Origin of the sequence: Segatella maculosa DSM 19339 = JCM 15638, from assembly GCF_000382385.1 — a bacterium.
GTDB classification, from domain to species: domain Bacteria; phylum Bacteroidota; class Bacteroidia; order Bacteroidales; family Bacteroidaceae; genus Prevotella; species Prevotella maculosa.
In genome coordinates, this window is record NZ_KB908321.1 from 337,535 (window position 1) to 361,998 (window position 24,464).

25 protein-coding genes and 1 pseudogene are annotated in these 24,464 nt (G+C 41.8%); 16 read left to right on the forward strand and 10 right to left on the reverse strand.

Features of this window, described 5'->3' with window-relative positions:
• The first annotated feature begins 43 nt into the window (after nt 1-43).
• The 11 genes from purU to H164_RS0105095 are packed head-to-tail and all read left to right on the forward strand — an operon-like array spanning nt 44 to nt 10,890.
• Complete coding sequence (purU, locus tag H164_RS0105045) at nt 44-907, forward strand: formyltetrahydrofolate deformylase (protein WP_008566585.1); 864 nt, start codon at nt 44-46, stop codon at nt 905-907.
• A gap of 9 nt (nt 908-916) precedes the next feature.
• Nucleotides 917-1,522, forward strand: coding sequence for an imidazole glycerol phosphate synthase subunit HisH (hisH, locus tag H164_RS0105050; protein WP_019967606.1), 606 nt, complete (start codon nt 917-919; stop codon nt 1,520-1,522).
• Nucleotides 1,519-2,235 carry a 1-(5-phosphoribosyl)-5-[(5-phosphoribosylamino)methylideneamino]imidazole-4-carboxamide isomerase gene (gene hisA, locus H164_RS0105055; protein WP_019967607.1) on the forward strand — a complete coding sequence of 239 codons (717 nt, stop codon included), beginning with the start codon at nt 1,519-1,521 and terminating at the stop codon, nt 2,233-2,235. The genes hisH and hisA overlap by 4 nt, the downstream gene beginning before the upstream one ends.
• Nucleotides 2,232-2,993, forward strand: a complete 762-nt coding sequence (gene hisF / locus H164_RS0105060) for an imidazole glycerol phosphate synthase subunit HisF (RefSeq protein ID WP_019967608.1) — start codon at nt 2,232-2,234, stop codon at nt 2,991-2,993. Before hisA ends, hisF begins: the two co-directional genes overlap by 4 nt.
• A 15-nt stretch (nt 2,994-3,008) precedes the next feature.
• The gene (gene hisIE / locus H164_RS0105065) at nt 3,009-3,650 is read left to right on the forward strand and encodes a bifunctional phosphoribosyl-AMP cyclohydrolase/phosphoribosyl-ATP diphosphatase HisIE (protein ID WP_019967609.1); all 642 of its coding nucleotides are present in this window, start codon (nt 3,009-3,011) and stop codon (nt 3,648-3,650) included.
• An 11-nt stretch (nt 3,651-3,661) separates the two neighbouring features.
• The gene (locus H164_RS0105070) at nt 3,662-4,396 is read left to right on the forward strand and encodes a cell division ATP-binding protein FtsE (protein WP_019967610.1); all 735 of its coding nucleotides are present in this window, start codon (nt 3,662-3,664) and stop codon (nt 4,394-4,396) included.
• 33 nt (nt 4,397-4,429) lie between these two features.
• Nucleotides 4,430-5,749 carry an aspartate kinase gene (locus H164_RS0105075; RefSeq protein WP_019967611.1) on the forward strand — a complete coding sequence of 440 codons (1,320 nt, stop codon included), beginning with the start codon at nt 4,430-4,432 and terminating at the stop codon, nt 5,747-5,749.
• Between the two features lie 19 nt (nt 5,750-5,768).
• On the forward strand, nt 5,769-6,929 hold the full coding sequence (lysA, locus tag H164_RS0105080; RefSeq protein ID WP_019967612.1) for a diaminopimelate decarboxylase: 1,161 nt from the start codon (nt 5,769-5,771) through the stop codon (nt 6,927-6,929).
• A gap of 33 nt (nt 6,930-6,962) precedes the next feature.
• Nucleotides 6,963-8,114 (forward strand): glycosyltransferase, encoded by a 1,152-nt coding sequence (locus tag H164_RS0105085; protein ID WP_019967613.1) that lies wholly within the window; start codon nt 6,963-6,965, stop codon nt 8,112-8,114.
• Nucleotides 8,115-8,119: 5 nt separating this feature from the next.
• Nucleotides 8,120-8,902, forward strand: coding sequence for a glycosyltransferase family protein (locus H164_RS0105090; protein ID WP_019967614.1), 783 nt, complete (start codon nt 8,120-8,122; stop codon nt 8,900-8,902).
• The gene (locus H164_RS0105095; RefSeq protein ID WP_019967615.1) at nt 8,899-10,890 is read left to right on the forward strand and encodes a fructose-bisphosphatase class III; all 1,992 of its coding nucleotides are present in this window, start codon (nt 8,899-8,901) and stop codon (nt 10,888-10,890) included. The genes H164_RS0105090 and H164_RS0105095 overlap by 4 nt, the downstream gene beginning before the upstream one ends.
• A 288-nt stretch (nt 10,891-11,178) precedes the next feature.
• Here H164_RS0105095 and nudC read toward each other — a convergent pair whose 3' ends face one another.
• From nudC to H164_RS0105120, 5 genes are all read right to left on the reverse strand, one after another.
• Nucleotides 11,179-11,949, reverse strand: a complete 771-nt coding sequence (nudC, locus tag H164_RS0105100; protein WP_025830030.1) for an NAD(+) diphosphatase — start codon at nt 11,947-11,949, stop codon at nt 11,179-11,181.
• Entirely contained in the window at nt 11,949-13,700 is a 1,752-nt protein-coding gene (locus H164_RS0105105; RefSeq protein ID WP_019967617.1) for a bifunctional metallophosphatase/5'-nucleotidase, read from the reverse strand. The genes nudC and H164_RS0105105 overlap by 1 nt, the downstream gene beginning before the upstream one ends.
• Before the next feature lie 67 nt (nt 13,701-13,767).
• The gene (locus H164_RS0105110; RefSeq protein WP_019967618.1) at nt 13,768-13,899 is read right to left on the reverse strand and encodes a hypothetical protein; all 132 of its coding nucleotides are present in this window, start codon (nt 13,897-13,899) and stop codon (nt 13,768-13,770) included.
• A 12-nt stretch (nt 13,900-13,911) separates the two neighbouring features.
• Entirely contained in the window at nt 13,912-15,333 is a 1,422-nt protein-coding gene (locus tag H164_RS0105115) for a DUF4270 domain-containing protein (RefSeq protein WP_019967619.1), read from the reverse strand.
• A 25-nt stretch (nt 15,334-15,358) separates the two neighbouring features.
• Nucleotides 15,359-16,174, reverse strand: a complete 816-nt coding sequence (locus H164_RS0105120; RefSeq protein WP_019967620.1) for a glycogen/starch synthase — start codon at nt 16,172-16,174, stop codon at nt 15,359-15,361.
• Nucleotides 16,175-16,341: 167 nt separating this feature from the next.
• On the opposite strand from H164_RS0105120, the gene panC reads away from it, so the two are divergent.
• Nucleotides 16,342-17,211, forward strand: a complete 870-nt coding sequence (gene panC, locus H164_RS0105125) for a pantoate--beta-alanine ligase (protein ID WP_019967621.1) — start codon at nt 16,342-16,344, stop codon at nt 17,209-17,211.
• On the forward strand, nt 17,208-17,552 hold the full coding sequence (panD, locus tag H164_RS0105130; RefSeq protein WP_008566415.1) for an aspartate 1-decarboxylase: 345 nt from the start codon (nt 17,208-17,210) through the stop codon (nt 17,550-17,552). The genes panC and panD overlap by 4 nt, the downstream gene beginning before the upstream one ends.
• 676 nt (nt 17,553-18,228) lie before the next feature.
• Here the strand turns inward: panD and H164_RS0105135 are convergent.
• The 5 genes from H164_RS0105135 to H164_RS0105155 all read right to left on the reverse strand — a co-directional run bounded on the left by H164_RS0105135 (nt 18,229) and on the right by H164_RS0105155 (nt 23,046).
• The gene (locus tag H164_RS0105135) at nt 18,229-19,308 is read right to left on the reverse strand and encodes a relaxase/mobilization nuclease domain-containing protein (protein ID WP_019967622.1); all 1,080 of its coding nucleotides are present in this window, start codon (nt 19,306-19,308) and stop codon (nt 18,229-18,231) included.
• Nucleotides 19,292-19,723, reverse strand: a complete 432-nt coding sequence (locus H164_RS0105140) for a plasmid mobilization protein (protein WP_019967623.1) — start codon at nt 19,721-19,723, stop codon at nt 19,292-19,294. The genes H164_RS0105135 and H164_RS0105140 overlap by 17 nt, the downstream gene beginning before the upstream one ends.
• A 349-nt stretch (nt 19,724-20,072) precedes the next feature.
• Nucleotides 20,073-20,534 (reverse strand): DUF3408 domain-containing protein, encoded by a 462-nt coding sequence (locus H164_RS0105145; protein WP_019967624.1) that lies wholly within the window; start codon nt 20,532-20,534, stop codon nt 20,073-20,075.
• Nucleotides 20,535-20,538: 4 nt separating this feature from the next.
• Nucleotides 20,539-21,507, reverse strand: a complete 969-nt coding sequence (locus H164_RS0105150) for a toprim domain-containing protein (protein WP_019967625.1) — start codon at nt 21,505-21,507, stop codon at nt 20,539-20,541.
• Nucleotides 21,508-21,687: 180 nt separating this feature from the next.
• Complete coding sequence (locus H164_RS0105155; RefSeq protein WP_238315200.1) at nt 21,688-23,046, reverse strand: VapE domain-containing protein; 1,359 nt, start codon at nt 23,044-23,046, stop codon at nt 21,688-21,690.
• 554 nt (nt 23,047-23,600) lie between these two features.
• Here H164_RS0105155 and H164_RS0105170 point away from each other — a divergent pair.
• The 3 genes and pseudogenes from H164_RS0105170 to H164_RS0105180 all read left to right on the forward strand — a co-directional run.
• Nucleotides 23,601-23,891: a helix-turn-helix domain-containing protein gene (locus H164_RS0105170; RefSeq protein ID WP_019967629.1), complete on the forward strand. Its 291-nt coding sequence runs from the start codon at nt 23,601-23,603 to the stop codon at nt 23,889-23,891.
• Nucleotides 23,888-24,211, forward strand: a complete 324-nt coding sequence (locus H164_RS0105175) for a helix-turn-helix domain-containing protein (protein WP_019967630.1) — start codon at nt 23,888-23,890, stop codon at nt 24,209-24,211. Before H164_RS0105170 ends, H164_RS0105175 begins: the two co-directional genes overlap by 4 nt.
• Nucleotides 24,212-24,282: 71 nt before the next feature.
• Nucleotides 24,283-24,464 (forward strand): annotated as a pseudogene (locus H164_RS0105180) (IS982 family transposase); the annotation flags it as partial.

Genomic DNA, 24,464 nt, shown 5'->3' on the forward strand with positions numbered 1-24,464 from the left:
TATAGAAGAACCCATAATTAGGTTACAATCTGAAAGATATATAATGAAGTCAACTGCCATATTACTTCTCCATTGTCCGGACAAGCAAGGTATCATTAGTGAGATAACAAAATTCATTACTGATAATCAGGGAAATATTGTCTATTTAGATCAGTATGTTGATCATGAAGATGGTGTTTTCTTTATGAGATTAGAATGGGAATTAGCTGATTTTATGATTCCCAGAGATAAAATAGAAGACATCATAAATACACTTTATAGAACGAGATATCACTTAGAGTTCAATATTTACTTTAGTGACGAGAAACCACGCATGGCCATTTTTGTCAGCAAGATGAGCCATTGTCTCTATGACTTGTTGGCACGTTATAAAGCCGGAGAGTGGGATGTAGAGATACCATGTATCATAAGCAATCATGAAACCTTAAGATATATTGCAGAACAGTTTGATATTCCCTATTATGTATGGCCGATAGAAAAAGACCATAGTAACAAAGATGAGGTTGAGACAAAAGAAATGGAACTACTCAAAAAAGAGAAAATTACGTTCATTGTCTTGGCCCGTTATATGCAAATTATCAGTGAAAGAATGATAGAGACTTATCCAAACCATATTATCAATATCCATCATTCGTTTCTACCCGCGTTTATTGGTTCTAAACCTTATCATCAAGCATGGGAACGTGGTGTAAAAATCATTGGAGCTACAAGTCATTATGTCACATCTGAGTTGGATGCTGGTCCAATCATAGAGCAAGATGTCACACGTATCAGCCATAAAGATACTCCACATAGCCTTATTATGAAAGGAAAGGATTTGGAAAAAATTGTATTGAGCAGAGCCGTGACTAAACATATTGAACGGAAAATACTGACATACAATAATAAGACGATTATATTTTCTTAATTACCACTTATGACAGTAGCCATTGTAAAATATAATGCCGGCAATATCTATTCGGTTGTCAATGCTTTGAGACGTTTAGGCATACAGTCGATCTTGACCGATGATGCAGAGACCTTGCGGAAAGCGGATAAAGTGATATTTCCCGGACAGGGTAATGCACTTGAAGCCATGGCCCATCTGAGAAAATACAGACTTGATGAGGAAATTAAAAACCTCACTCAACCTGTTCTTGGCATCTGTGTAGGGCAACAACTTCTGTGCAAACACTCAAAAGAGGGGGACGTTGATTGCATTGGCATCTTTGATGCTGTAGTTGAAAAATTCCATCCCGTTGCACATGAGGATAAAGTGCCGGTTATGGGATGGCAAAAAATAGAAATCCAAGGAGAGCAATATCAGGGGAATAATCTTTTGAAAGGATTGGGAGAGCACCCGTATGTCTATTTTTTACATAGTTACTATGTGCCCATAACAAGCTATACTATTGCAACAGCTAACTATATTCTCCCCTATTCAGCATGCATGCAAAAGGACAATTTCTATGCATGCCAATTCCACCCCGAGAAAAGTGGGAAGACTGGAGAACGAATACTGCAAAACTTTCTGGACTTATGAATATAGAGCTTATACCTGCAATTGACATTATAAACGGACAATGTGTCCGTCTCACAAAAGGGGATTACAACCAGAAAATCATATATGACGATGATCCGGTGCATGTGGCATGCAACATTGAAAAATTGGGATTCAAACGATTACATATAGTGGATCTTGATGGAGCAGCAGCAGGGCATATCATAAATGAAAAGGTATTGAAGGCGATTACCTCTACAACGGATTTGAAAGTGGACTTCGGTGGAGGTATAAAAACAGGGGAAGACATAGAAGCTGCTTTCGCTGCCGGAGCTCATATGGTTACCGTTGGAAGTGTTTCTGCCACAGACCCGGAACTTTTTTTTAGTTGGTTATCACGTTATCATGCAGACAGGCTTATTTTAGGAGCAGATGTTAAAGATGGCGACGTGTATGTAAATGGTTGGAAGAAGAATTCGGGAAAGAAAATACTTCCTTTCCTAAAACAATATGTAGATGAAGGTATTAAAAATGTGCTATGTACAGAGATTAATAAAGATGGAACTTTGTCAGGACCAGAAATAACCTTGTATCAACAAATCATGAAAATATATCCTGATTTGCATCTGATTGCAAGCGGTGGGGTTTCAAGTAATGAAGATATTGTTCATTTGGAGCAAGCCGGTATTCCTGCAGTCGTATTTGGTAAGGCTTTTTATGAAGGAAGAATAAATATCAAGCAATTGGAATTATGAATGCATTGGCAAAAAGAATTATTCCCTGTCTTGATGTTAAAGACGGAAAAACGGTCAAAGGAACGAATTTTGTCAACCTAAGGAATGCCGGTGACCCGGTTGAACTTGGTAAGGCATATAGCGATGCCGGGGCAGACGAGTTGGTCTTTCTGGATATAACAGCCAGTTTGGAAGGTAGGAAGACATTCACAAATATGGTAGAACGTGTCGCTAAGGAGATTAATATTCCTTTTACTGTAGGAGGAGGGGTTAATGAATTAGCAGATGTGGACCGGTTATTACAAGCAGGGGCAGACAAAGTAAGTATCAATAGTGCGGTATTATGTCAACCTGACTTAATTAATCAGATTACAAATCACTATGGTTCACAAGTCTGTGTTTGCGCTATTGATGCACGATATGATAAAGATGATTGGTATTGCTATATTAGAGGTGGGCGTGAAAAAACAGGAAGAAAGCTTTTCGAGTGGGCTAAGGAAGTGGCAGACCGTGGTGCAGGTGAAATTCTTTTCACAAGCATGGACCACGATGGAATAAAACAAGGATTTGCCAATGAAGCCCTTGCGCAATTATCAGAAATAGTAAGTATTCCAATTATAGCCAGTGGTGGAGCCGGAAAAGAAGAACATTTCAAAGATGTTTTTTTGCAAGGTAAAGCCGATGCGGCTTTAGCTGCCAGCGTGTTTCATTTTGGAGAATTGACAATTCCACATCTAAAGCAATATCTTAAAAAAGAAGGTATCAATGTTAGAATATAATAGAGGATAAATTATATGTATATAGATTTCAATAAGATGAATGGACTTGTTCCTGCTATTATTCAAGATGCAGTAACAAAGAATGTACTTATGCTTGGATATATGAATCAGGAAGCTTATAGAAAAACTATTGAAACAAAGAAAGTGACATTTTGGAGTCGTGAGCGTAAATGCTTATGGACAAAGGGAGAAACCAGTGGAAACTATTTGAATCTTGTTAATATCAAAAACGATTGTGACAATGATACTTTGCTCATCAGCGTACAACCGGAAGGTCCTACGTGTCATACGGGAACAGATACGTGTTGGGGGGAAACTAATAACTATAATCCTATCTTATTTCTGAGTGAACTTCAAGACTTTATAAATCAACGTTATCATGATATGCCTGAAGATAGCTATACAACAAGCCTATTTAAAAAGGGGGTAAACAGAATAGCACAAAAGGTTGGTGAAGAAGCATTGGAGACAGTCATTGAAGCAACAGCGGGAACAAAAGATAAATTAGTTTACGAGGCATCAGATATGCTTTATCACCTTATAGTACTACTTACAAATAAAGGGCTTCGTATTGAAAATTTAGCACAAGAACTATTAGAACGACATACACCTAATTGGGATAAGAAACGTCGTATAGCTAAAAGTAAGAATAAGTAAAAAATATAAATATGAATTTGATTGATTATAAGAATATTGATATATATCAGGACGATACGCTGATACTTAAAGATGTGAATTTCCATGTAGATGAAGGAGAGTTCTTATATATTATAGGTAAGGTTGGTTCGGGGAAGACCAGCCTACTTAGAACATTTTATTGTGAACTTGATATTTATAACAAGGAAGAGAGTGGTGAAAAAAAAGCAGAAATACTTGGTAGGGAGATTATGGCGCTGAAAAGGCGAGATATCCCAGCCCTTCGTAGAGAAATAGGTGTTATTTTTCAGGACTTTAAGCTATTGCATGAAAAAACGGTATGGGAAAATTTAGCATTTGTCCTGAAATCTACCGGCTGGAAGGATTCTAAAGAGATTGAAGAACGTATTGAGAGTGTACTTACAGATGTTGGCATGATTGATAAAATCAACAAAATGCCTTATGAACTATCTGGAGGCGAACAGCAACGTATAGCCATTGCACGTGCTATTTTAAATAGACCGAAATTGATAGTTGCAGATGAGCCTACTGGTAATCTCGATTCCGAAACTGCCGATAATATAATTAGTCTACTCAGAGATATTGCAACCACAGGGACTGCTGTTATTATAACAACGCATAATATTTCACTGTTAGACAAATATAAAGGAATAGTATATCGTTGTAAAGATGGAGTTATTAATGATGTAACGACAGAATACAACAAAATGGATCTTACCGAAGATGCAGAATATAAAATTCCATAGAATAAAGATATATATTTCTTAAATATTACAATCATGAAGGTAATGAAATTTGGAGGTACTTCCGTTGGTTCACCTGAACGTATGAAGCATGTAGCCTCTTTGGTAACAGAATCAGGTGAGACTACTTTTATTATCTTATCTGCAATGAGTGGTACAACAAATTCACTTATAGAGATATCCGAATATCTATATAAGAAGAATCCCGAAGGTGCCAATGAAATTATAAATAAACTTGAAACAAAATATTTGCAGCATGTAGAAGATCTGTATGTGACAGACGAATACAAGCAAAAGACAAGAGATTTTTTACATACCGAATTCAATTATCTACGCTCTTTCACAAAAGGCTTCTTTACAAGTTTTGAAGAGAAAAATATTGTGGCCCAAGGTGAAATTATGAGTACAAATATGGTTGCGAATTATCTGCAAGAGTCCGGTTTCAAAACTGTATTGTTAAATGCACTTAATTTTATGAGGACAGATAAGAACTCGGAACCGGATCTTTTGTACATCAAGGAAAAGTTGGCTGATATAATGAAAAAAAATATCGGAAGCCAAATTTATATTTCACAAGGATTTATTTGTCGCAATGCTTATGGTGAGGTTGACAATCTGCAACGTGGTGGTAGCGACTATACGGCATCCTTGGTTGGGGTTGCACTTCCGGCAGAAGAGATTCAAATATGGACAGATATAGATGGAATGCACAATAATGATCCACGTATTGTAAGAAATACAGAGGCTATACATCAGCTGAATTTTGAGGAAGCGGCTGAGTTAGCCTACTTTGGAGCAAAAATCCTTCATCCCACTTGTGTTCAGCCTGCAAAATATGCAGGTATACCCGTCAGACTGAAAAACACAATGGACCCAAATGCAGAAGGTACTATCATAAATAATGTTATTGTCAAAGGTAAGATAAAGGCCGTTGCTGCGAAAGATGATATCACAGCTGTGAAAATTAAAAGCAGCCGGATGCTTTTAGCAACAGGTTTTCTTCGCAAAGTCTTTGAAATTTTTGAAAGTTACCAGACTCCTATTGATATGATTACAACAAGTGAGGTTGGTGTGTCTGTAAGTATTGACGACAATAGCCATCTAAATGAAATTGTTGATGAATTAAAAAAATACGGAACTGTTACCGTAGATACAGATATGTGTATTATCTGTGTAGTAGGAGATTTAGATTGGGGAAATATTGGTTTTGAAACATTGGCACTTGAAGCCATGAAGGAAATTCCTGTGCGTATGATTTCTTATGGAGGGAGCAACTATAACATATCATTTCTGATTCGTGAAATTGACAAGGAAAAAGCTTTACGGAGTTTGAATAAAACACTATTCAATAAATAGTACAAATGATAGAAAACTAATGACCAAAAGAAAATTTGATATAGCTAAATTTCGGAGTATACAGACACCTTTCTTTTATTATGATACGGACTTGTTACGAGAAACATTGACGACTTTAAAAGTTGAATCAAAAAACTATAATGACATCATCGTTCATTATGCCATCAAAGCTAATGCTAATCCAAAAGTATTAAATATTATATGTCAAGCCGGACTTGGAGCAGACTGTGTAAGCGGTGGTGAAATACTAGCTGCAATTGCAGCCGGTTTTCCCCTATCGAAGATAGTATATGCTGGAGTTGGTAAGAGTGATTGGGAAATAAATCTTGCATTGGATAAAAATATTTTCTGTTTCAATGTAGAAAGTCTACCTGAACTTGAGATTATCAATGAGCTTGCCATGGCAAAAAAGAAGATTGCCAATGTAGCGTTTAGAATTAATCCGGATATAGAAGCTCATACTCATGCCAATATTACGACCGGTTTGGCAGAGAATAAATTTGGTATTGCCATTGAAAGTATGGACCACATTATAAAAGAAGCTTATAAATTAAAAAACATCGACTTTATAGGACTTCATTTCCATATTGGTAGTCAGATTCTTATCATGGATGATTTCATCAACCTTTGCTCATGTATCAACAGATTACAAGACCAATTAGAAAAACAACATATTGTGGTTAAACATATTAATGTTGGTGGTGGATTAGGTATCAACTATGATTGTCCAGATCAAAATCTAATTCCAGACTTCAAGACATATTTCAATACTTATGCCCACCATCTAAATCTGCGGGAAGGACAACAACTTCACTTTGAATTAGGGCGCTCTATAGTTGCACAATGTGGCAGTCTTATTACTCGTGCCCTTTACATCAAACAAGGGACTCAAAAGCAGTTTGTCATTGTTGATGCAGGCATGACAGATTTGATACGCCCAGCACTATATCATGCTTATCATCAAATTGAGAATATCAGTAGTAATGCTCCCATGGAGGTCTATGATGTTGTTGGACCAATTTGCGAATCAAGTGATGTTTTTGCGAAGTCCATTGAACTAAACAAAACCAAGCGTGGGGATTTATTGGCAATTCGAAGTGCAGGTGCCTATGGAGAAACTATGGCAAGCCAATATAATTGCCGACAACTCCCCCAAGGTTATATTACAGAAGACTTATAAACTATCCTCATCAACCCTTACGAGAACAAATATATGATAATAGACCAATTCACACTTATTTTAGGAATAACCGTCATACTACTTGCTATTATAGCTTCTTTAGCAAGTCCTTTTCTGCATAAGGTTAAGATGAAGAGTGGAAAACAAATTGGTGAGCATAAGGAGACGCAGCCCAATCTTAGTATTGTTATACCCGTTCATAACAATGCCACAGAATTACAGTCTAATCTTCCTATTTTATTGAGACAAGAATATAAAGGAAACTATCAAGTTATCATTGTTGCCGACAAAGGTGATCGAGATGTAGAAGAGCTAATGAAGCGTTTGAAAGAGAAACATGACAATCTGTATGTGACTTATTTACCTGACTCTTCGCGCTATATGAGTCGCAAGAAATTAGCTATAACGTTGGGAGTGAGAGCGGCTAAAACGGAATGGATAGCTATTACAAACCCCACTTGCAAACCTGTTAACGAAGATTGGTTAACTTCTTGGGCAGAAAACATGGAAGACAATACCGACTTTGTCATGGGGTATGTCGCGCTTGGCAAAAGTGTTCCACCTATGTGGCGTTTTGAACATATACAAACAGCTAATAATAGGCTTCATAGTGCGCAATGTGGTAAGGCTTGGGCAACGAATTGCTTTAACATTGCTTTTCGTAAAAGTCGTTTTATGGAAGAAGAAGGGTTCCGTGGAAATTTGCAAATTACTCGTGGAGAATATGATTTCCTGACCAATAAACTTGGCTTAAATAGAAATGTAACTGTAGATATTCGTCAGGCTTCATGGCTCTATGAAGATGAAATCAGTGACGAGGAATGGAAGAAGCGGAAAAAATACTTCTATGCATCTCGTAATTTATTAAATGGCAGCAGAAGTTATAGCCTTTGTATGTTGTTCAATAATGTAATGCTCTATCTGAGTTTTCTTACATCACTTGCCTGTTGTGTCTTTGGATATCTCTCACATAATTGGATAGTATTGGGCTGTTCCTCTTTCTCTCTTTTGTTATTGATTGTGTTGCGTACTTTTTTAGCCTCAAAAGTCTCTCGTTGTCTTGGCGGAGACATAGGTCTAAGCCACATGTTCGCTTACGATATGCGACTTGTATGGCAGAATTTAGGTTATAAAATCAGCTATATACGGTCTGATAAGAACTATTTTACCAGCCATAAACTTTAGGTTATATGATACGTATCAAGACTCTTTTTACTCCACATAAGGATAACAACCTTCAAATAACCTTTCTTGAAGTAATGCAGACAGCGTGGAATGCAGATCAAATCATATTATCTGATGACGAGAATTATGACCTCCTGCATATTTTTGGTAAGCCAACCCATGAGGTTATTCGAAATATAAAGAATGAAATAGCACGGCAGATTCCCATTTTATATTCTCCTTTGGCAGAAATTGCTCCTTGGACTAAAACAGTTATTGGCAGAAACATCGCCAAACACCTTTTCATACATACTACAGGAAAGGTGGAATATGCTTACATACAACGACATTATCCCACTACAAAGATCTTCCAACTGAAAAATCCGGCTGTCACTAATGAGATAACTCAAGCCTCTTTCAATAGCCGTTTAGTCAATATGTATCAGGAGATACTTGAAACACATGATAAGCGGATTAAAGAAAACATCTCCATACGAATAGAAAAGCTTAAGACGCAAGTTGAAGATGAAACCATGCAGGCGGTGGTTAGTGGCTTCCTTTACTTACAATATAAATTCCAACGCCGACAAATCCTGCAAGATGAGCTCTGCAATCAAAGTCGGTTGATGGAGACCTGCGACTATGATGAAGACAAGATGGCTGCAATCTTCAAAGAACTTAAGCTCTACAAATTCGTTTCTTGCTTGGAGTCAGTAATGGAAGAGAAGACCAACTTAACGGAAGGTTTTATGCCTATTCCCGCCGTTCATAACAGTTTAACAAATAAAATCAGATTATCCGCATTATGAGGAAATACAATATAGAAAAGGATATGCACTTCTTGCAGTTGCTTTCAAACAGCTTTCCTACGATAGCCGATGCAAGCACTGAGATCATCAATCTACAAGCCATACTCAATCTGCCTAAAGGAACCGAGCACTTCCTTGCAGACATTCATGGCGAATATGAGGCTTTCCAACATGTTTTGAAAAACGCATCAGGGAATATCAAACGAAAGGTGAACGAGCTTTTCGGAAATACGCTTCGTGAACAAGAGAAACGAGAGTTATGTTCACTCATATACTATCCGGAACAAAAGCTCGAACTTATCAAAGCCGTAGAAGAAGACCTCAATGATTGGTACCATATCACCTTACACCAATTGGTGGCCATCTGTCGAACTGTTTCCAGTAAATATACACGGTCGAAAGTAAGAAAGTCTCTGCCTGCAGAATTCTCTTACATCATTCAGGAATTGCTGCACGAACACACGGAAAACAATACCAACAAGACTGCTTATGTCAATGTAATTATCGACACGATAATTTCAACCGGTCGAGCCGATGATTTCGTTATTGCCATCTGCAATGTCATTCAACGTCTGGCCATCGATCAATTGCATATTCTTGGCGACATTTATGACCGTGGACCGGGGGCACATATCATCATGGACACAATGGCCCGCTATCACAGTTGGGACATTCAATGGGGCAATCATGATATCCTTTGGATGGGTGCATGCGCTGGAAACGATGCATGTATATGCAACGTGATAAGGCTAAGTCTGCGATATGCCAACCTCACTACGCTCGAAGACGGATACGGTATCAATCTTGTTCCATTGGCAACCTTTGCCATGGAAGTCTATAAAGACGATCCTTGCGAAGAGTTTATGCCACATCTCAGCGGCGGAGCTAAGCAGATAGACGAGAAGACCATGCGTCTGACGGCCCAAATGCACAAGGCGATTGCTGTTATTCAGTTCAAGGAAGAGGCTTTGCTCTATGAGACGCACCCCGAATGGAAGATGCAAAGTCGGGAACTCTTCAAAATGGTGGATTACAAGAAAGGAACCATCATGCTCGAAGGTAAGGAATATCCTTTAAGCAGTTGTCATTTCCCAACGATAGACCCTAAACATCCGTGTGCACTCACCTTTGAAGAGAAGACACTGATGGGAAAACTCCACCACTCTTTCCGTGTCTGCGAGAAGCTGCATAAACATATCCGGCTGATGCTTCAACATGGTTGTATGTATGCCATCCGTAATGACAACCTGCTCTTTCATGCCTCCATACCCCTCAATGAAGATGGCACTTTGAAAGAAGTAGAAATCATGCCCGGCAAGAAATATAAAGGCCGGGAACTCATGCAACAAACGGGGATGCTCATCCGGACGGCTTTCCAAGACGACATCTCCCCCGAAGAAAAGAAATATGCCATCGATTATTTCATCTATTTATGGTGCGGAACCGACAGTCCGCTCTTCGATAAGAGCAAGATGGCCACCTTCGAACGCTATTTTATCGCAGACAAAGCCACGCATAAAGAGCAAAAAGGAAACTATTTCCTTTTGCGCGATGATGAAAACATTGCAGACTATATATTGGATGCCTTCGACGTGAAAGGTGAAAACCGTCATATCATCAACGGACATGTGCCCGTACATGTTGCCAATGGGGAGAACCCAATCAAGGCTTCCGGCAAACTTATGGTCATCGACGGCGGGTTTTCGCAGGCCTATCACAAGGAAACAGGCATCGCAGGCTACACGCTGGTTTATCATAGCCGTGGTTTCCAACTCGTACAGCATGAACCATTCACCAGTGCGGCCGATGCCATTCAGCGCGGCACAGATATCAAATCCACGACCCAGATTGTTGAGATGAGCAGTCACAGAATGTTGGTGGCCGATACGGACAAAGGAACCGAACTGAAAAATCAAATCAAAGACCTTGAAGAACTGCTCTACGCCTATCGGCATGGCCTCATCAGTGAGAAAGAACACAAGAAGTGAACTCCATAGGGGTGATTAAACGGATAACATTGCATGCAAATATCCAAACCCGAGGATACCTATTGGGAAGACCTGAGGATTCCTATTGGGAAGCCTCGAGGATAGCTATTGGGAAGACCCGAGGATACCTATTGGGAAGACCCGAGGATACCTATTGGGAAAGGTCAAGGATTGATATAAGGAAGGCCAGAGGATTGATATAAGGAAAGGTTGAGGGTTGATATAAGGAAGCCTCGAGGCTTCCTTATAGGAAAGGTCAAGGCTTCCTTATAGGAAGGGAAAAGAGTTTTATTTTGCGAGCCAGTCATCGAGCATCATTCGTGCGATGCTCATTCGTTCGGGAAGCCGAGGCAGGTTGTTTTTCGAGAACCATGCCCCTGCAGAAAGTTCTTCCCGTTGCAGGCGAATGTCGCCGCCGGCGTAATCGGCATTGAAACCGACCATCAGACCGCTGGGGTAGGGCCATGGCTGGCTTCCGAAGTAGCGGAGGTTCTTGATGCTGATGCCGGTTTCTTCCATTACTTCGCGTCGGACCGCTTCCTCGAGCGTTTCGCCCGTTTCGACGAAGCCAGCCACGAGTCCATGGAAATCACCTTTGAAATTGCGGGCATGGACGAGCAACACCTCATTGCCTTTGTGAATGAGCACGATGACGGCGGTAGCCAATGCGGGCCATACTTCTTTGCCGCAAGAGGTGCATCGCTTGCTGATGTCCGTGTTCATGGCCATCGGAGCGCCGCACACTCCGCAGAACCGGGTGTTTCTGTCCCAATAAAGGAGCTCTTGGCATTTGCCTGCTTTCAGATATAGATTGGAAGGCAGGCGGTAGAAACTGTTTCTGAGGCTGCACATCTCGTATCGTGCATGGTCGGCGGGGAGCGTTTCGGTCATAAAGGCCCTCATCTCGTCGCCGTTGTCCATGGGCGAAACGTTCAGTATGTGTGTCTGTTCAGTGGTTGCAATCGGTGGCTGTTCGCCCTTGGGAATGGAACAGCTCCCGTCGGAAAGCCGTTCCAGCACGATGTCTCCTTCGTGGAATATGAACCAAAGCCGTTTCATCATTTCTCTTCTTTGGGATTGCGCTTGTGTCCGAACAGCAGCAGACTGTCACGCTTAGCTGCAGGCTCGGTCCACTTCTCCGGGACGAACCTCCAATTATTGTTTGCCTTGGGGGCCACGGTCCCCATCTTCTCGATTTCCTGCATCAGGTAATATCTCTGGTCACGCGGACTTCTATAGATGATTCTTCCGGCAAGACTGTCTTTGGGAATGCCAGCACCTTTGGTGAGCAGTTCTCCACCGCCATTTCCACGGTAGCTATTGATGGCAACGGTATACCATTTATGCTCATCGAAAGGCTGTCCGTTCGACATGCGCAGGATTTTTACCTTATGGCCGTCGGGCTTGGTGACATCGACAATGTAGTCGATGCCCGCAGCAGAGTCGAAGTTGAACGTAAAGTTCTTGAAGCCGAGTCGTTGTGCGTCGTCGCGTGTGTTAGCCAATAAGAGTAGATGGTCGTCGGGCGATTTCATGGTGTTTACCCATAGGTCGTAGCTCATTTCCAAATGCTTTCTTATTTCTTCGCCCGTGAGCCGCATGACATAGAGCTGGTTCTCGAACCTGTAGAGATTGAACATGTCGGCCACTCTCACCGGACCGGCCTTGATGGAGGCATCGAATTGGAGTGGGGCATTGAAGGCAATGTCTGCTTTCGTGATTTGCAACTGCAGATTGAGAATGAAATCCGTGAATGCGCATGAGCCGAAATAGCTGTCGTGGGTGTAGATGGAGTTTTGGAAGTTCCCGATGATGCGGTCCACGTAGTTGTTCACCTTCGCTATCTGTGGCTTGAAGTGGGCCATATAGTCTTCGTCCACTTCTATGTCGGTTACATCGACCAACGTTCCTTTCACTTGTTTGCCAGTAAGTTTCCCGTTCTTATAGGTCAGACTGATGTCGGCCTGCGCAACGGTCATCGCATTGTTGGCAGGATTGATGCATAGCACTTCTTTGCCTGCAGTGTTTCTTAGAGTTTGGTTGTATCGTGTGTGGTCGTGTCCGAACATGACTACATCGAAGCCCGGCACCTGCTTTGCCACAATGATGCTTGCATCTTCTTCGTATTCCTTGGTCTTGATGCCACCTTCGCGTCCGCTATGAAATAGTCCTATCACTACATCAGGATGTTCTTTCTCCCTAATAATCTTCATCCATTTCCTTGCCGACGTAACCATGTCTTCAAACTGAAGTCCCTCCCAGATGTTTTCGGTAAGCCAATTGGGAATGGCTGGAGTGAGCATGCCCAGAACAACGATCTTCACGCCATTTCGTTTCACGATGGCATAAGGATGCGTGTAGGGCTTTCCCGTCTTCTTGTTGATGACGTTGCAGGCGATGACAGGACACTTTACTTCCTTTATCCATTTATCGTAGACGGCATGTCCCGGTTCAATGTCGTGATTGCCTATTGTCTCGGCATCATAACCTAAATAGTTGATGACATCTGCTGCGATGTTTCTTTCATTCGTTGCCACATAGTTATAGAAATAGCTGGTAGGTTGTCCTTGCAGGATATCACCATTATCCAAGAGGACGATATTGCCTCCGTGTTGTTTGCGCAGTTGTTTCACATAGCTGCTGACTCGTGCCATGGAGCCGGGGCGTGGCTTTCGGTTTGTGAAATCATAAGGGAAGAAACTTCCATGGACATCACTTGTCTCGATAAACGTAAGTTTGATTGTTCTTTCGGTCGCATAGGCTTGTATGCTCAATGCTGCTACAAAGAAGAAAGAAATGATTTTTTTCATAAGAATGCTATCTTAGTCATTGAAAAAGCCGAGACTTCACATTTGTCTCGGCTTCTATATTATTAGCTTACAATGCTTCGTCTTCCGGCCGTTCGGGAATTTCTCTTCTCAGTTTGGTAAGATGTTTCCTATTCTTCAGCCATTGTTGCTTTCGCTCCTCATAGCTCTGTCGTTGACGTTCAAGAAAATTGTCAGCCATGGAAAATATCTATTATTTGAATCTCGTATATATCACCGTCAGTTTTACAGGAACATTGCCACCGGATAGTTTTGTGCTTCTAATAGACATATCGTTATAGACACCTGTTGGATAGCTTGCAGAATAGCCACCCGTTTGAATAGTCATATCCGTTGTTGTCACCGGAATGATGACCACTTTGTTCCAATTTGCTGATGCCATGCCTCTCTGTTTGGTAGCATACATCATACGAATCATCGGTCCTATATTGTTGAATGTGTATCCATTATTGCTTAGAGTGGCAACAAAGGAGTTCTTGTAATTCGTAAAGTTATGATGCTGAAAGAAAGTCTGTACACTGTCGGCTGGAATCATTAATATTTTCTTTGGAGCCTCAAGTGGATAAGTGCTTGTTGTTGTATTATTGATTCGTTGTAATGTTATCTTGGCAGTGTTGATGCTGTCCTTTTCGTGTCCTGAGATAATGTTCTCAACAGGCAACGTCATTTGTGTAAATATGCCAGCCGGCGTTTTCAGATAAGTTCCGGTGTTATCGTTTATCAATTGACGGAGCGCATTGGCATCATTCGTAATATGAGTTGTTTGCATTACTTCCTGCGTGCCTCCAAATGTTGCGACCCGATTATAAACGGAGTCTTTGTATTGCATGCGGAAGTAGACGTAAAGAATAGAGTTATATATCTTGGCTATGGAGCCCAATCCGCCATCTGCTTTGAAATAGAAGCCGGGTATGACATTATGAATGAACTTATAAGAATTCTTGAAGTTACCGGGACTTTCATAATACTTATTCATAACGTAAGAGCCATAGTTCTTGTAAGTCTTACCATCTTTATCCGTATATGACTGATTGAGCGGTATACGAATACATGGACTATGGTCTTCGTTAGCTTTCTTAGAGGTGGAACTTTGTATGTCGGCCAAAGTGTATGTCTTGCCTATTGTCAAGCCGGAACCTCTTACATAGCCTTCGGTTATCGGGTTGAATGAGGTATAATAATCTTTATTGTCTTCTATCGGTTTATTTAACTCATACATGGTAAGGTGCATTGGGGCCAAAGTATCGCCGACATTGTTTTCATGGAACAGCCTGATTTCGCATGAGTCTGCATAAATTTTTCCCGCCTCTTTGGAAACGATACTTCCTGATTCAGGGAAATTGAAATCCTCTAAAACGCTGAATTGCGTCATAAAGTCGGCTGTGATATCGGTTCCGGTTTCCGGGTCTTTGAACTTACCTACATAGCCACTTGTATTCCGAGACAATACTGCATTGGCTGAAATGGATTGAGTAGTGACATTAAATGTATCCGTGGTTATTTCCAACTGGTCGAATTTGTCGGTCAATGACGTTCCGATGCCATCTGTTGTGTCATCACAAGATACTATAACAAAGGAAGCAAGCAAGATACTTGCAATATGTTTCAATTTCATCAAAATGAATATTATACGTTAATACTTATTCCCCAACGTTGGGACTTATCTCCTTATAGAAGTCGGCATACGCTCCCATAAAATCTTCACCCGGATATTGAAGAACCGGAAGATGCTTTTGCGTCGCATAAGCCAACAGGTCTTTGTGTATATTCGGGCTGGCTTCAATGACTCCGTCACTATAATCAAGTGCTAATTTTCCCAATTCTTTGAAATCAAATTTATCGTTATAACCAGCCATGAGACTCTTTTTGGCTTCTCTGAAAGCGATTATCTCCTTGAATTTACTTCCCAAATCGCCTTTCATTTGTTCTGAAAAGAGGGCGGTAATGATTTTTGTATTGGTAAAAGAAGGCTCATCATGATAAGCTGTTTTAATATAAAAGGGCACAACTGAACTCATCCAGCCTTGACAATGAATGATATCCGGTGTCCATCTCAGCTTTTTTACCGTTTCCAATACGCCCCGAGCAAAGAAAATGGCCCGTTCACCATTGTCGGCATATTCTTTCCCAGTTTCGTCTGCAGTCATCTGACGCTTCGTGAAATAGTCATCATTGTCAATGAAATAAACCTGTATTCTTGATTGCGGTATTGAGGCCACCTTGATGATAAGCGGGTGATCCGTATCATCAATGATAAGATTCATTCCCGAAAGCCTGATTACTTCGTGCAATTGGCCACGACGCTCGTTGATATTCCCCCATTTAGGCATAAAAGTGCGAATCTCAAGTCCGCATTCCTGAGCTTTCTGAGGTAAATCGCGCCCCATGATTGACATTTCAGTCTCAGGAACGTACGGAGTGATTTCTTGATTGATGAATAATACTTTCTTTGCCATGTCAATATTTCAGATTTGAATAGTGCAAAGTTATAAAAAAAAAAGCGAATAGGAGAGAAAAATAATCTAAAGCGGCGAATTTGGCTGTTAATTCGAACATTTTTATAATTCTTCTTCCTTATTTAAGAAAAAAATAGTTATTTTGCAACGCCAATAGGAGAAAGAAAATGAAAGTCTTTAATAAGATTGTTGATTTGCAGAATGCGCTTTTCCTTGCGCGAAAACAAGGCAAGAAGATTGGTTTGGTGCCAACGATGGGAGCGTTGCATGAGGGGCATGCCTCTTTGATAACGAAGAGTATCGGAGAAAATGATATAACGGTGGTTTCTGTTTTCTTGAACCCGACTCAGTTTAATGACCAAAACGATTTCGACCGTTACCCAAGAACGCTTGAGGCCGATAGCCGTTTGGTCGAGGCTTGCGGCGCAGATTACATATTTGCTCCTTCCGTCAAGGATATATATCCCTGTCCCGACACCCGCCATTTTGAGTTTCCTCCCGTGACGACGGTCATGGAAGGGGAACGCCGTCCCGGCCATTTCAACGGAGTGTGTCAGGTTGTGAGTCGTTTGTTTTATATTGTCCGACCGGACAGCGCTTATTTCGGAGAGAAGGATTGGCAGCAGATTGCCGTCGTCAAGCAACTTGCGAAATATATCAATAGCAATGTGCGAATTGTCGAATGTCCGATTATCCGCGATCCCGACGGCTTGGCCAAAAGCAGCCGCAACAGTTTGCTGACTAAGGAAGAGCGTGCCATTGCGCCTGCAATTTATCAAATATTGCGCGAAAGTGTAGGCTATGCCGAGACGCATTCCTTAAAAGAGACGCGCAACATGGTTGTAGAGCGCATCAATGCGATACCGGAACTTGAAGTAGAATATTTTGAAATAGTCGACGGCGACAGCCTGCTGCCCGTCGAAAACTGGGAGCGTTCGGAGTATATCGTGGGGTGTATCACGGTATATTGCGGTAAGACACCCGTTCGGTTGATAGACCATATCAGATATAAAGATAGAAAAAACAAAAGACGATGATGATTGAAGTCTTGAAAAGTAAGCTCCACTGCGTTACGGTTACAGAGGCAAACCTGAACTATATGGGGAGTATTACGATTGATGAAGATTTAATGGACGCCGCAAACCTGATTGCCGGCGAAAAGGTTCAGATTGTCAACAACAACAACGGCGAGCGTTTTGATACCTATATCATCAAGGGCGACCGCGGAACCGGCTGTGTTTGCCTGAATGGCGCAGCGGCCCGTAAGGTCCAGGTGGGCGATGTCGTCATTATCATCGCCTATGCTCTGATGGAATTCGAAGAAGCCAAGAAGTTTGTTCCAACCGTAGTGTTTCCCAAAAAGGGAAACCTTCTTTAGCCTCTTTTCTCAATCGGAAAATTATTCCAGCCATATTGTGCGCCAATCTCACCCATATTGGCGCGTGAAATGGCTGAGATTACCGTTCAATATAGCTGAAATAAAAAGGCAGGATGGCTGATGCGGCCAACCGCCCGAGCAGGTGCGGGATGCACGGCTCGTGCATCTGTCCACGTTTTTGTTGACAGTTGACGCGTAGATGGGTGGACAAGTTGATTGTTCCGCGCTGAACGGACGCACGAACCATGCGTCCCTACCTCCCCCGTCTCGGCTTTTTATTTTCCCCCTCTCGGCTATTTGTGCCTCCATTCCTACCGCATTGTGCGTTGGAACAGCTTCATCTTACCACGCAATATGACAGCTATTTCATCACAAAAAGGGTTGAGAAAAATTTCCTTACGGGAAGAAATAATTTTTCATACGTTTGAAGATGATTTCTAAAACGTATCTAATTGAGAAAGAACAAGTTACCTTGTAATACAAACTAAACAGGTAACGATTTGGAAACGAGCGAAGTGCTTTCTGTCGCATGTTTCTTCATCAACAAAGAACGCTTGTTATTCTATCTGCAAAGATAATCATTTGCTTTGAATAACAAGCGTTTTTGATAAGAATTTCGTTCATTTGCGTCATCATTGAGTTTTTTGGGTGATTGGAAATAGAGAAGAGCTATCTATTATATACCTCTTCCTCGTTTCTTCTTTTTCTTGGCTTGGTTTCTGAGTTTATGTTGCCAAGCCATCTCGGCATAATCATCACCGTGTGTCTGTGGATTGATAAGTCCACCTGCTCCCGAAATCATTTCTTCGGCAGCATTCAAGGCAGTGCTTGCTACATTTCCTACGGCTTGTGCAATGGATGAACTTTCGTTTGTTTTTGTAGGCGGTATGTATGAACGACTGGGAGGAACAAGTTGATAGCCTGTGTCTGATTGAACTTTATTCTTTGTAGTCTTATCTGCTATTGTGTGAGCTTTTGTTATCGTCTCCTTTGTTTCGGCTTTATTGGCTATCTCAAAGTTCTTCTGCAAGGAACGGTATCCGAACTCTCTGCCGATTTCAGAAGCTTTGAATGTCTGGCCACAGTAGGAGAACTTCAAACCATATACTTTGCCCTGCTTGTTCTTCAAGCGTTCGATGGTTACACCACTCTTGTTAAGGTCGTAGAGGAACATGGAGTGTCCCGTGATGCCTGTGCCTTTGTATTTTTCAAGTAGGGCATAGCAAATCTTCTGTATTTGTTGCTTGGTCTGTTCTCTCGTAGGATTGGCCTTTGCTTTCTGATGCTTCCTCTCCGCCCTGACCTCCTTTGCGATAGTCAAGCCTTTCGAGCGGCTTATTTCCTCCGCCACTCTTGCTGCTCTGTTGCTCGCAAAAGTGGTATCATAAACCTCACCGTACAGACTGATGCGGTTGGCAATGATATGGATATGCCTGTTGTCGGTGTCCTTGTGCGTTACCGCCACCCATTGATGATTGTCAAGTCCCATTTGCTTGGCAAACAGATGGGCTATCCTCATCAATTCGGAAACAGGAAGCTTTTTCTCGTCCTGCGGTGCGATGCCTATTTCAACGCGGAGAAACTTGTTCCTGCAACGGCTGTTATGGTCGCTGACCACTTTCATTTCTTCATAGATAGTCTTTGGCTCCCTGCTGCAAAGATTGTGAAAAGCAAGCCGATAGCCGAGTTTGCCCTCTCTGAAAATATAGTCCAAAGCCGTGCTGCCGTGTGCTATCGCCTTACATTTTCCTATCATCTCTTGTCAGATTTAAGACCTTATATATCTCATCGTCCACACGAAAATGAGGGTCGTAAAATCGCTTAAATGCTTCCTTTGCACATAGGGAAAGGTTCTTTGTGATATGTAGCCAATCCTCGTCCTTGACCTTGATGAGGTTGGAAACCTGCCCGTAGAACCTTCCTGTATGCTGGAGTATGGCAATGGCTTCCTTTTCATTGTCCGTCATCTTAGGAACAGAAATAATCTCTCCACTAAGAAGCATCTCGCGACAGTAATCAGAGAACTTTCTCCCTGTGCTTTCTGCCTTCGATTTGATACGTTGCTTTTCCTCTAAGGTACACCTTACCTTGATGAACTCCGTCTTGTTCATCTTCTGCTCTTCCTTATTCTGTTGCTGCCACTTGGCAGTCTTTCTATTATATCTGTCCATATAAGTTTCTTTGAAAGTTAATCATTTTAGATGATTTGTTATTGCTTAATTTCTGAACACTGACCGATGAGAACGGAGTGATTACGGTCTAATCTCCCCGACAATTAAACGAGGGGAGCAAGCGCAGTTTGTGGGTACAAACTGACGTCTTGCAATGCTACCTAACAGACCGTTTACGCATAAAGCGTTTTGCCGTCCAAAAACGAATGCCGTGCATTCAGTATCTAACTGCGTTCGTGGTATTCCCACCGTTCAATGTATTCAGTAAAAATGGTCATTGGTACTATTCTAAAACGGTCAAGGATTTTGAGTGAAAAAGAAATAATAGCACTCGACCTTTTTCTACAGTTTACAGTTTTCTCCATTTCTCTATATCCTCACCGTATTCCTCCAAATGGATGCGCACAAGGTTTTCGATAAAGCTTGACACGTTGGAACCCTTGTCACCCAACCTACGGACAATGAAGTCCGCACGTTCCTGTGTCTCTCTGCTCAGATAGACCGCCTTTCTCTCGCTTAGCTTTGTTGGAACAAGGAACGCCTGCTTGTATACTTCGAGTGTCTCTTTTCTCATCTTAGCACTGATGCGTCTTTGAACGGTTGCGTTCTCTGTATGCTGTGCAGACTCGGCTGGCGTGGCATGCTCTATGGCATGCTCTGTTTCTTGTTGTTTTTGCTCTTGAGTATTTCTCATTCCTTTTGCCCGAAACTCAGCGACGGTCTGTTCACTTGAACTTTTAGCTGGGCTCATACCAAAAGTTTCTCCTATGAAACGATCTATTTCTTCTATGTTTCTTCTTTCCTTTTTCATCACTCTATCTTATTTTAAGTTTGACTTGTTTTATTTTGTTACTTGTATTTGGAGTTTTCTCCAACTTTTTCTGTGGCTCACGAACACGGCTGACGTGATATTCGTTAAGGTCTTTGAAGTCTCTATAATACACGGTCATATCTTCTACCTTAAAACCTGCGTTTACAAATTCCTGCACGGCTTTTCGCCCTGCATCGTCATTATCAAGAAAAGCACGAACAGAGGTTATATTCCTCTCGTTCAGGTAGTGAATACTTCTTGCTACATTACTCACGGAATTCATCACAAGGCATTGGTTGGTTACTTCCTCTTTCATTGAAAGGAAAGAAAGAAAATCCATAAAGCCCTCAAACAGACAGACTGGTTTTGCCTTGTCCTCAAATATTGGAGTGATGTCCTTCGGGGCAATCGTTCCTTTGAATATTTTGTTGTCCCGAAGTTCATAGCCTCCTGATAGATTGGTAAAGCCGATGGCTTCATATCTTCTTCCCCTTACCTCGTAGCTGATACATTTGAGAAAGGGTGTTGCCTTTTCTAAATCAATACAGCGTTCCTTTGTGAGATACTCCTGCAAATATGGCGGCAGGGTGTCTGATATGCTTGCCAGTCTCCTTGTTCCGCTTGCCGTTACATGCTCTCTTTGATTTGGACTGATGTATATTCCTCTATTTGTAAAACTGTAGCTGTGCGCTGTATACTCTAAAGCGTTCTGCCCCAAACGGCAGATGGCTTCCGAGAGCGTGCAGTCCTCCAAGCGCATATAAAGGTCAATAATGCTTCCACCCCTGCCTTCGGCATAGTCTATCCAAAGGTTCTTTTCCGTGTCCACTTTGAAACTCGGATGCGTTTCCTCCCTGAGCGGTGAACGGTACATTGCATAGGCTGGTTTCCTGCGGACAGGCCTGATACCCTTCCTTTCGAGATACTCCACGATGGAATATCGCTTGATAAGTGATAAATCTTCTTCTTTCATTGTTTTGATACTTTAATGGGTTGAATGATAATTATTTATGCTTGTCTGTTTTATGGTTTTACCGTTTCCAAAGTTTTTCCCTCCAAACTTTTTCATCTTTCTTCTTACTACATACTATTCTGTGATAAGAGATTGATAATCAGTATTACTTTGTAGTATAAGACAATACTACACATTCTACTACATTTGGCTACTACAAGTTTGAAGGAGCGGACATGGCAAGATTTTCCTAATCTTGTAGACATAGATGGGGCTTCCACCGTTTCTTCGTTTGCTCACCTTTATGTATCTTGCTTTCTTCAAGGCTTCGCCCATACGCTTGGCAACAAGAGGCTGGTGGGTATAAATGCCCAAATAGGTGAGTATCTCCGTAGTGGTCATTAACAAATAGTTCTCGTCCTCCGTTGGCTTCTCAAAACAACGTAGCAAGAGTTCCATCTCTGCTGTCTGTACTTGGAAGTCCTCGCTCTCCCGATACAGTTCGCCTATCTCGTCATCGTCAAACCAATAGCGGAAACCTGACCTTAACAAGGCTTTGGCTTCCGTATAAACTTTATCCATAGAAATTGCCTTTGCTCTTTCTATGTCTATGGAGAGTACTTCGAAAGGCAAAAAACGTCTGCTGCCTGTCGGGTCGGTAAGAAAGTCGTTGCCGTTCACCGATGCCACGAAACTTGCCAAATGGGGATGTTCTTCCACATACTTGTCATACGGCATACGGTATTTGACCATCGGACAAGTGATAAGGTTTTTCAGCTCATTCTCGTCCCGCTTATTGAGGGCTTTGAGCTGGTCATCTATATTTACGATAAGGTTCTGACCGATATAAGTGAGTGTGTCTTTCTCCTGCGGATATATTTTTCCTGTGTAACTGTAACCGTGCAGTGCTGGGGGACAGAGCAGGTCAAGGAACGTGGTCTTGAACTTTCCCTGCTCACCTGTCAACACAAGGCAGGTATGGTTACGGCACTCACGGTCGTCCATCGCATTGGCGACCACCGCCACAAGCCATTTGGTAAGATACGGCAACCATTTGTTAGAATTACGGACAACAACGCAGCTTGCCAAATCGGAGATTGCTTTCGGTGAAAAAGAAGACACATTACTATCCCTGCAACCGGCATCATCACAGCTACTGCTATCACCTATATCTATCAATGGCAACCCTTTTAAATACTCCTGCACGGGATTGATACGGGGAGAAAAGCTGCTTTCAATAATGGAATAAAGGTTCTCGGCAGAAGTCGCTATGCATTCATCGCAATCGAGTTCCCTGCGAAGTGTGTTGATTTTATAGCGACCGACTTTTACAAAACGATTATTACCCTTACTGCAATATTCGGTTCTTCCCAATACCGTATTGTATCTAAACTCGTAGTGTGTGGAGAGGTAGTTTTCTATCTCTGCGTTTTTGGATGAGATACCTCTACGATGAGGATTTCTCCTGCTGTCTGTATTGCCTGAATCTGCGTTCTTTTTCATTATTCCCTTGAATTGGTTTCCAAGAGTGAAGTTAGGGTGAGAATGCGTAACTTCCAAGTATTCAGAGCCTTTTTACATAATGTTGCGCTCGTCCGCTTTAAAATTCTTAGGAGAACAGGCTGTCAAGAAGGGCATTTATAGCCTCATTAAGCAAAAATGGATGACAGGAAAGAAAGGTTAACAGAAATACGGATTGTCGTTGTTTGCTTTCAGATGCGGTCTTTTGCTTTGATTACCTTATTAACCTCATTTGTGCAGTGGCAAGAACATCAATCTGTCTCTTTTGTCCTTGTCATAGTGCCACAAGCTGCCACGTGAATGAAAAGTGATGGAATAAGAAATGCCCGATATTAATTTTGCATAAGACAAGCTGCGCTCGGCAAAGGATAAGTAAACTTTCCTCTGCACTCGCTTGCATTGTCTTTGCAACAAAAGAAAAAGACGGGGCAGGAAAATGCAAATGTGAACCGATGAAACGGATTGCTCTTTTCCCGATTGTTCCCGATACTTCCCTGCTGTTCCCCACGGCTTTGAGAGGCGCACGTACGCCATTACCTTTGCCAGCAGAAACAGGAAAGAACTGAAACAACAAACAATAACAAAATATGATTATGAACTATTACATCATTACGGAAACCAATTGGGCAAAGCTCCGAGATGAAATCTTGAGCCTTGCGGAATGCTGCCACAAGGCATTCGGAGAAAAAAGTAAGCACACGGACTGGCTGCACAACGGAGATGTGTGCCGACTGCTGAACATCAGCAAACGCACCTTGCAGCATTATCGTGATACGGGTGTGCTGCCGTTTACGCAAATCGGACACAAATGCTATTACAAGCGTGAGGATGTGGAAGCATTGCTTCTTACGAAGTCGAACAAACCTAAAAACAGGCAGATATGATGGAAACAGCAAGAGATTTGAACATGGAGACGGATGAGATGCAGCTGGTCGTCTCGGCTTTGAGAGGTGTGGGTAAACGGATTGTGGAAGTAGCGCAGACGCACAAGCCACTCTTTGCAGGCGAACTTTTCCTCACGGGTAAGGATGTGTGCGAACGGCTCTATATCAGTCCCCGCACCTTGCAGGACTACCGCGACAGGAAGATTATACCCTACACTCAGTTTGCAGGAAAGATACTCTATAAGGCTTCGGACTTGGAAAGGATGTTGGAGGAGAATTACTATTTTAACGTGAGTTCGATGAATTATAAGTGTCTGTAAATTTGGTGATTAGCGAAATTTGTTGTAACTTTATAGTACTGATTTACAAAGAAATACAAACAAAAATCGCTATGATCACCGAGGACAAAGTTACGGAAATATTTTGTATGGCAGACGACTTCTGCAAGTTTTATGACGCAATGATGGCAAAATACACGCTAAAACCAACCAATAAGAGCCCATATCACCGTGATTCCACGATGTCAAAGGCTGAAATCATGCTCATCATGATTCTCTTTCACGACTCTGGCTA

What these genes read in the sequence shown, in the direction of transcription:
- H164_RS0105115 (WP_019967619.1), bottom strand. Translation starts at nt 15,333, where the DNA reads ATGAAATTGAAACATATTGCAAGTATCTTGCTTGCTTCCTTTGTTATA.
- purU (WP_008566585.1), top strand. Translation starts at nt 44, where the DNA reads ATGAAGTCAACTGCCATATTACTTCTCCATTGTCCGGACAAGCAAGGT.
- H164_RS0105140 (WP_019967623.1), bottom strand. Translation starts at nt 19,723, where the DNA reads ATGGACAGATATAATAGAAAGACTGCCAAGTGGCAGCAACAGAATAAG.
- H164_RS0105075 (WP_019967611.1), top strand. Translation starts at nt 4,430, where the DNA reads ATGAAGGTAATGAAATTTGGAGGTACTTCCGTTGGTTCACCTGAACGT.
- hisA (WP_019967607.1), top strand. Translation starts at nt 1,519, where the DNA reads ATGAATATAGAGCTTATACCTGCAATTGACATTATAAACGGACAATGT.
- nudC (WP_025830030.1), bottom strand. Translation starts at nt 11,949, where the DNA reads ATGAAACGGCTTTGGTTCATATTCCACGAAGGAGACATCGTGCTGGAA.
- H164_RS0105110 (WP_019967618.1), bottom strand. Translation starts at nt 13,899, where the DNA reads ATGGCTGACAATTTTCTTGAACGTCAACGACAGAGCTATGAGGAGCGA.
- H164_RS0105145 (WP_019967624.1), bottom strand. Translation starts at nt 20,534, where the DNA reads ATGAAAAAGGAAAGAAGAAACATAGAAGAAATAGATCGTTTCATAGGA.
- H164_RS0105135 (WP_019967622.1), bottom strand. Translation starts at nt 19,308, where the DNA reads ATGATAGGAAAATGTAAGGCGATAGCACACGGCAGCACGGCTTTGGAC.
- H164_RS0105090 (WP_019967614.1), top strand. Translation starts at nt 8,120, where the DNA reads ATGATACGTATCAAGACTCTTTTTACTCCACATAAGGATAACAACCTT.
- H164_RS0105170 (WP_019967629.1), top strand. Translation starts at nt 23,601, where the DNA reads ATGAACTATTACATCATTACGGAAACCAATTGGGCAAAGCTCCGAGAT.
- H164_RS0105095 (WP_019967615.1), top strand. Translation starts at nt 8,899, where the DNA reads ATGAGGAAATACAATATAGAAAAGGATATGCACTTCTTGCAGTTGCTT.
- hisH (WP_019967606.1), top strand. Translation starts at nt 917, where the DNA reads ATGACAGTAGCCATTGTAAAATATAATGCCGGCAATATCTATTCGGTT.
- H164_RS0105150 (WP_019967625.1), bottom strand. Translation starts at nt 21,507, where the DNA reads ATGAAAGAAGAAGATTTATCACTTATCAAGCGATATTCCATCGTGGAG.
- panC (WP_019967621.1), top strand. Translation starts at nt 16,342, where the DNA reads ATGAAAGTCTTTAATAAGATTGTTGATTTGCAGAATGCGCTTTTCCTT.
- hisIE (WP_019967609.1), top strand. Translation starts at nt 3,009, where the DNA reads ATGTATATAGATTTCAATAAGATGAATGGACTTGTTCCTGCTATTATT.
- H164_RS0105120 (WP_019967620.1), bottom strand. Translation starts at nt 16,174, where the DNA reads ATGGCAAAGAAAGTATTATTCATCAATCAAGAAATCACTCCGTACGTT.
- H164_RS0105070 (WP_019967610.1), top strand. Translation starts at nt 3,662, where the DNA reads ATGAATTTGATTGATTATAAGAATATTGATATATATCAGGACGATACG.
- lysA (WP_019967612.1), top strand. Translation starts at nt 5,769, where the DNA reads ATGACCAAAAGAAAATTTGATATAGCTAAATTTCGGAGTATACAGACA.
- panD (WP_008566415.1), top strand. Translation starts at nt 17,208, where the DNA reads ATGATGATTGAAGTCTTGAAAAGTAAGCTCCACTGCGTTACGGTTACA.
- hisF (WP_019967608.1), top strand. Translation starts at nt 2,232, where the DNA reads ATGAATGCATTGGCAAAAAGAATTATTCCCTGTCTTGATGTTAAAGAC.
- H164_RS0105105 (WP_019967617.1), bottom strand. Translation starts at nt 13,700, where the DNA reads ATGAAAAAAATCATTTCTTTCTTCTTTGTAGCAGCATTGAGCATACAA.
- H164_RS0105175 (WP_019967630.1), top strand. Translation starts at nt 23,888, where the DNA reads ATGATGGAAACAGCAAGAGATTTGAACATGGAGACGGATGAGATGCAG.
- H164_RS0105085 (WP_019967613.1), top strand. Translation starts at nt 6,963, where the DNA reads ATGATAATAGACCAATTCACACTTATTTTAGGAATAACCGTCATACTA.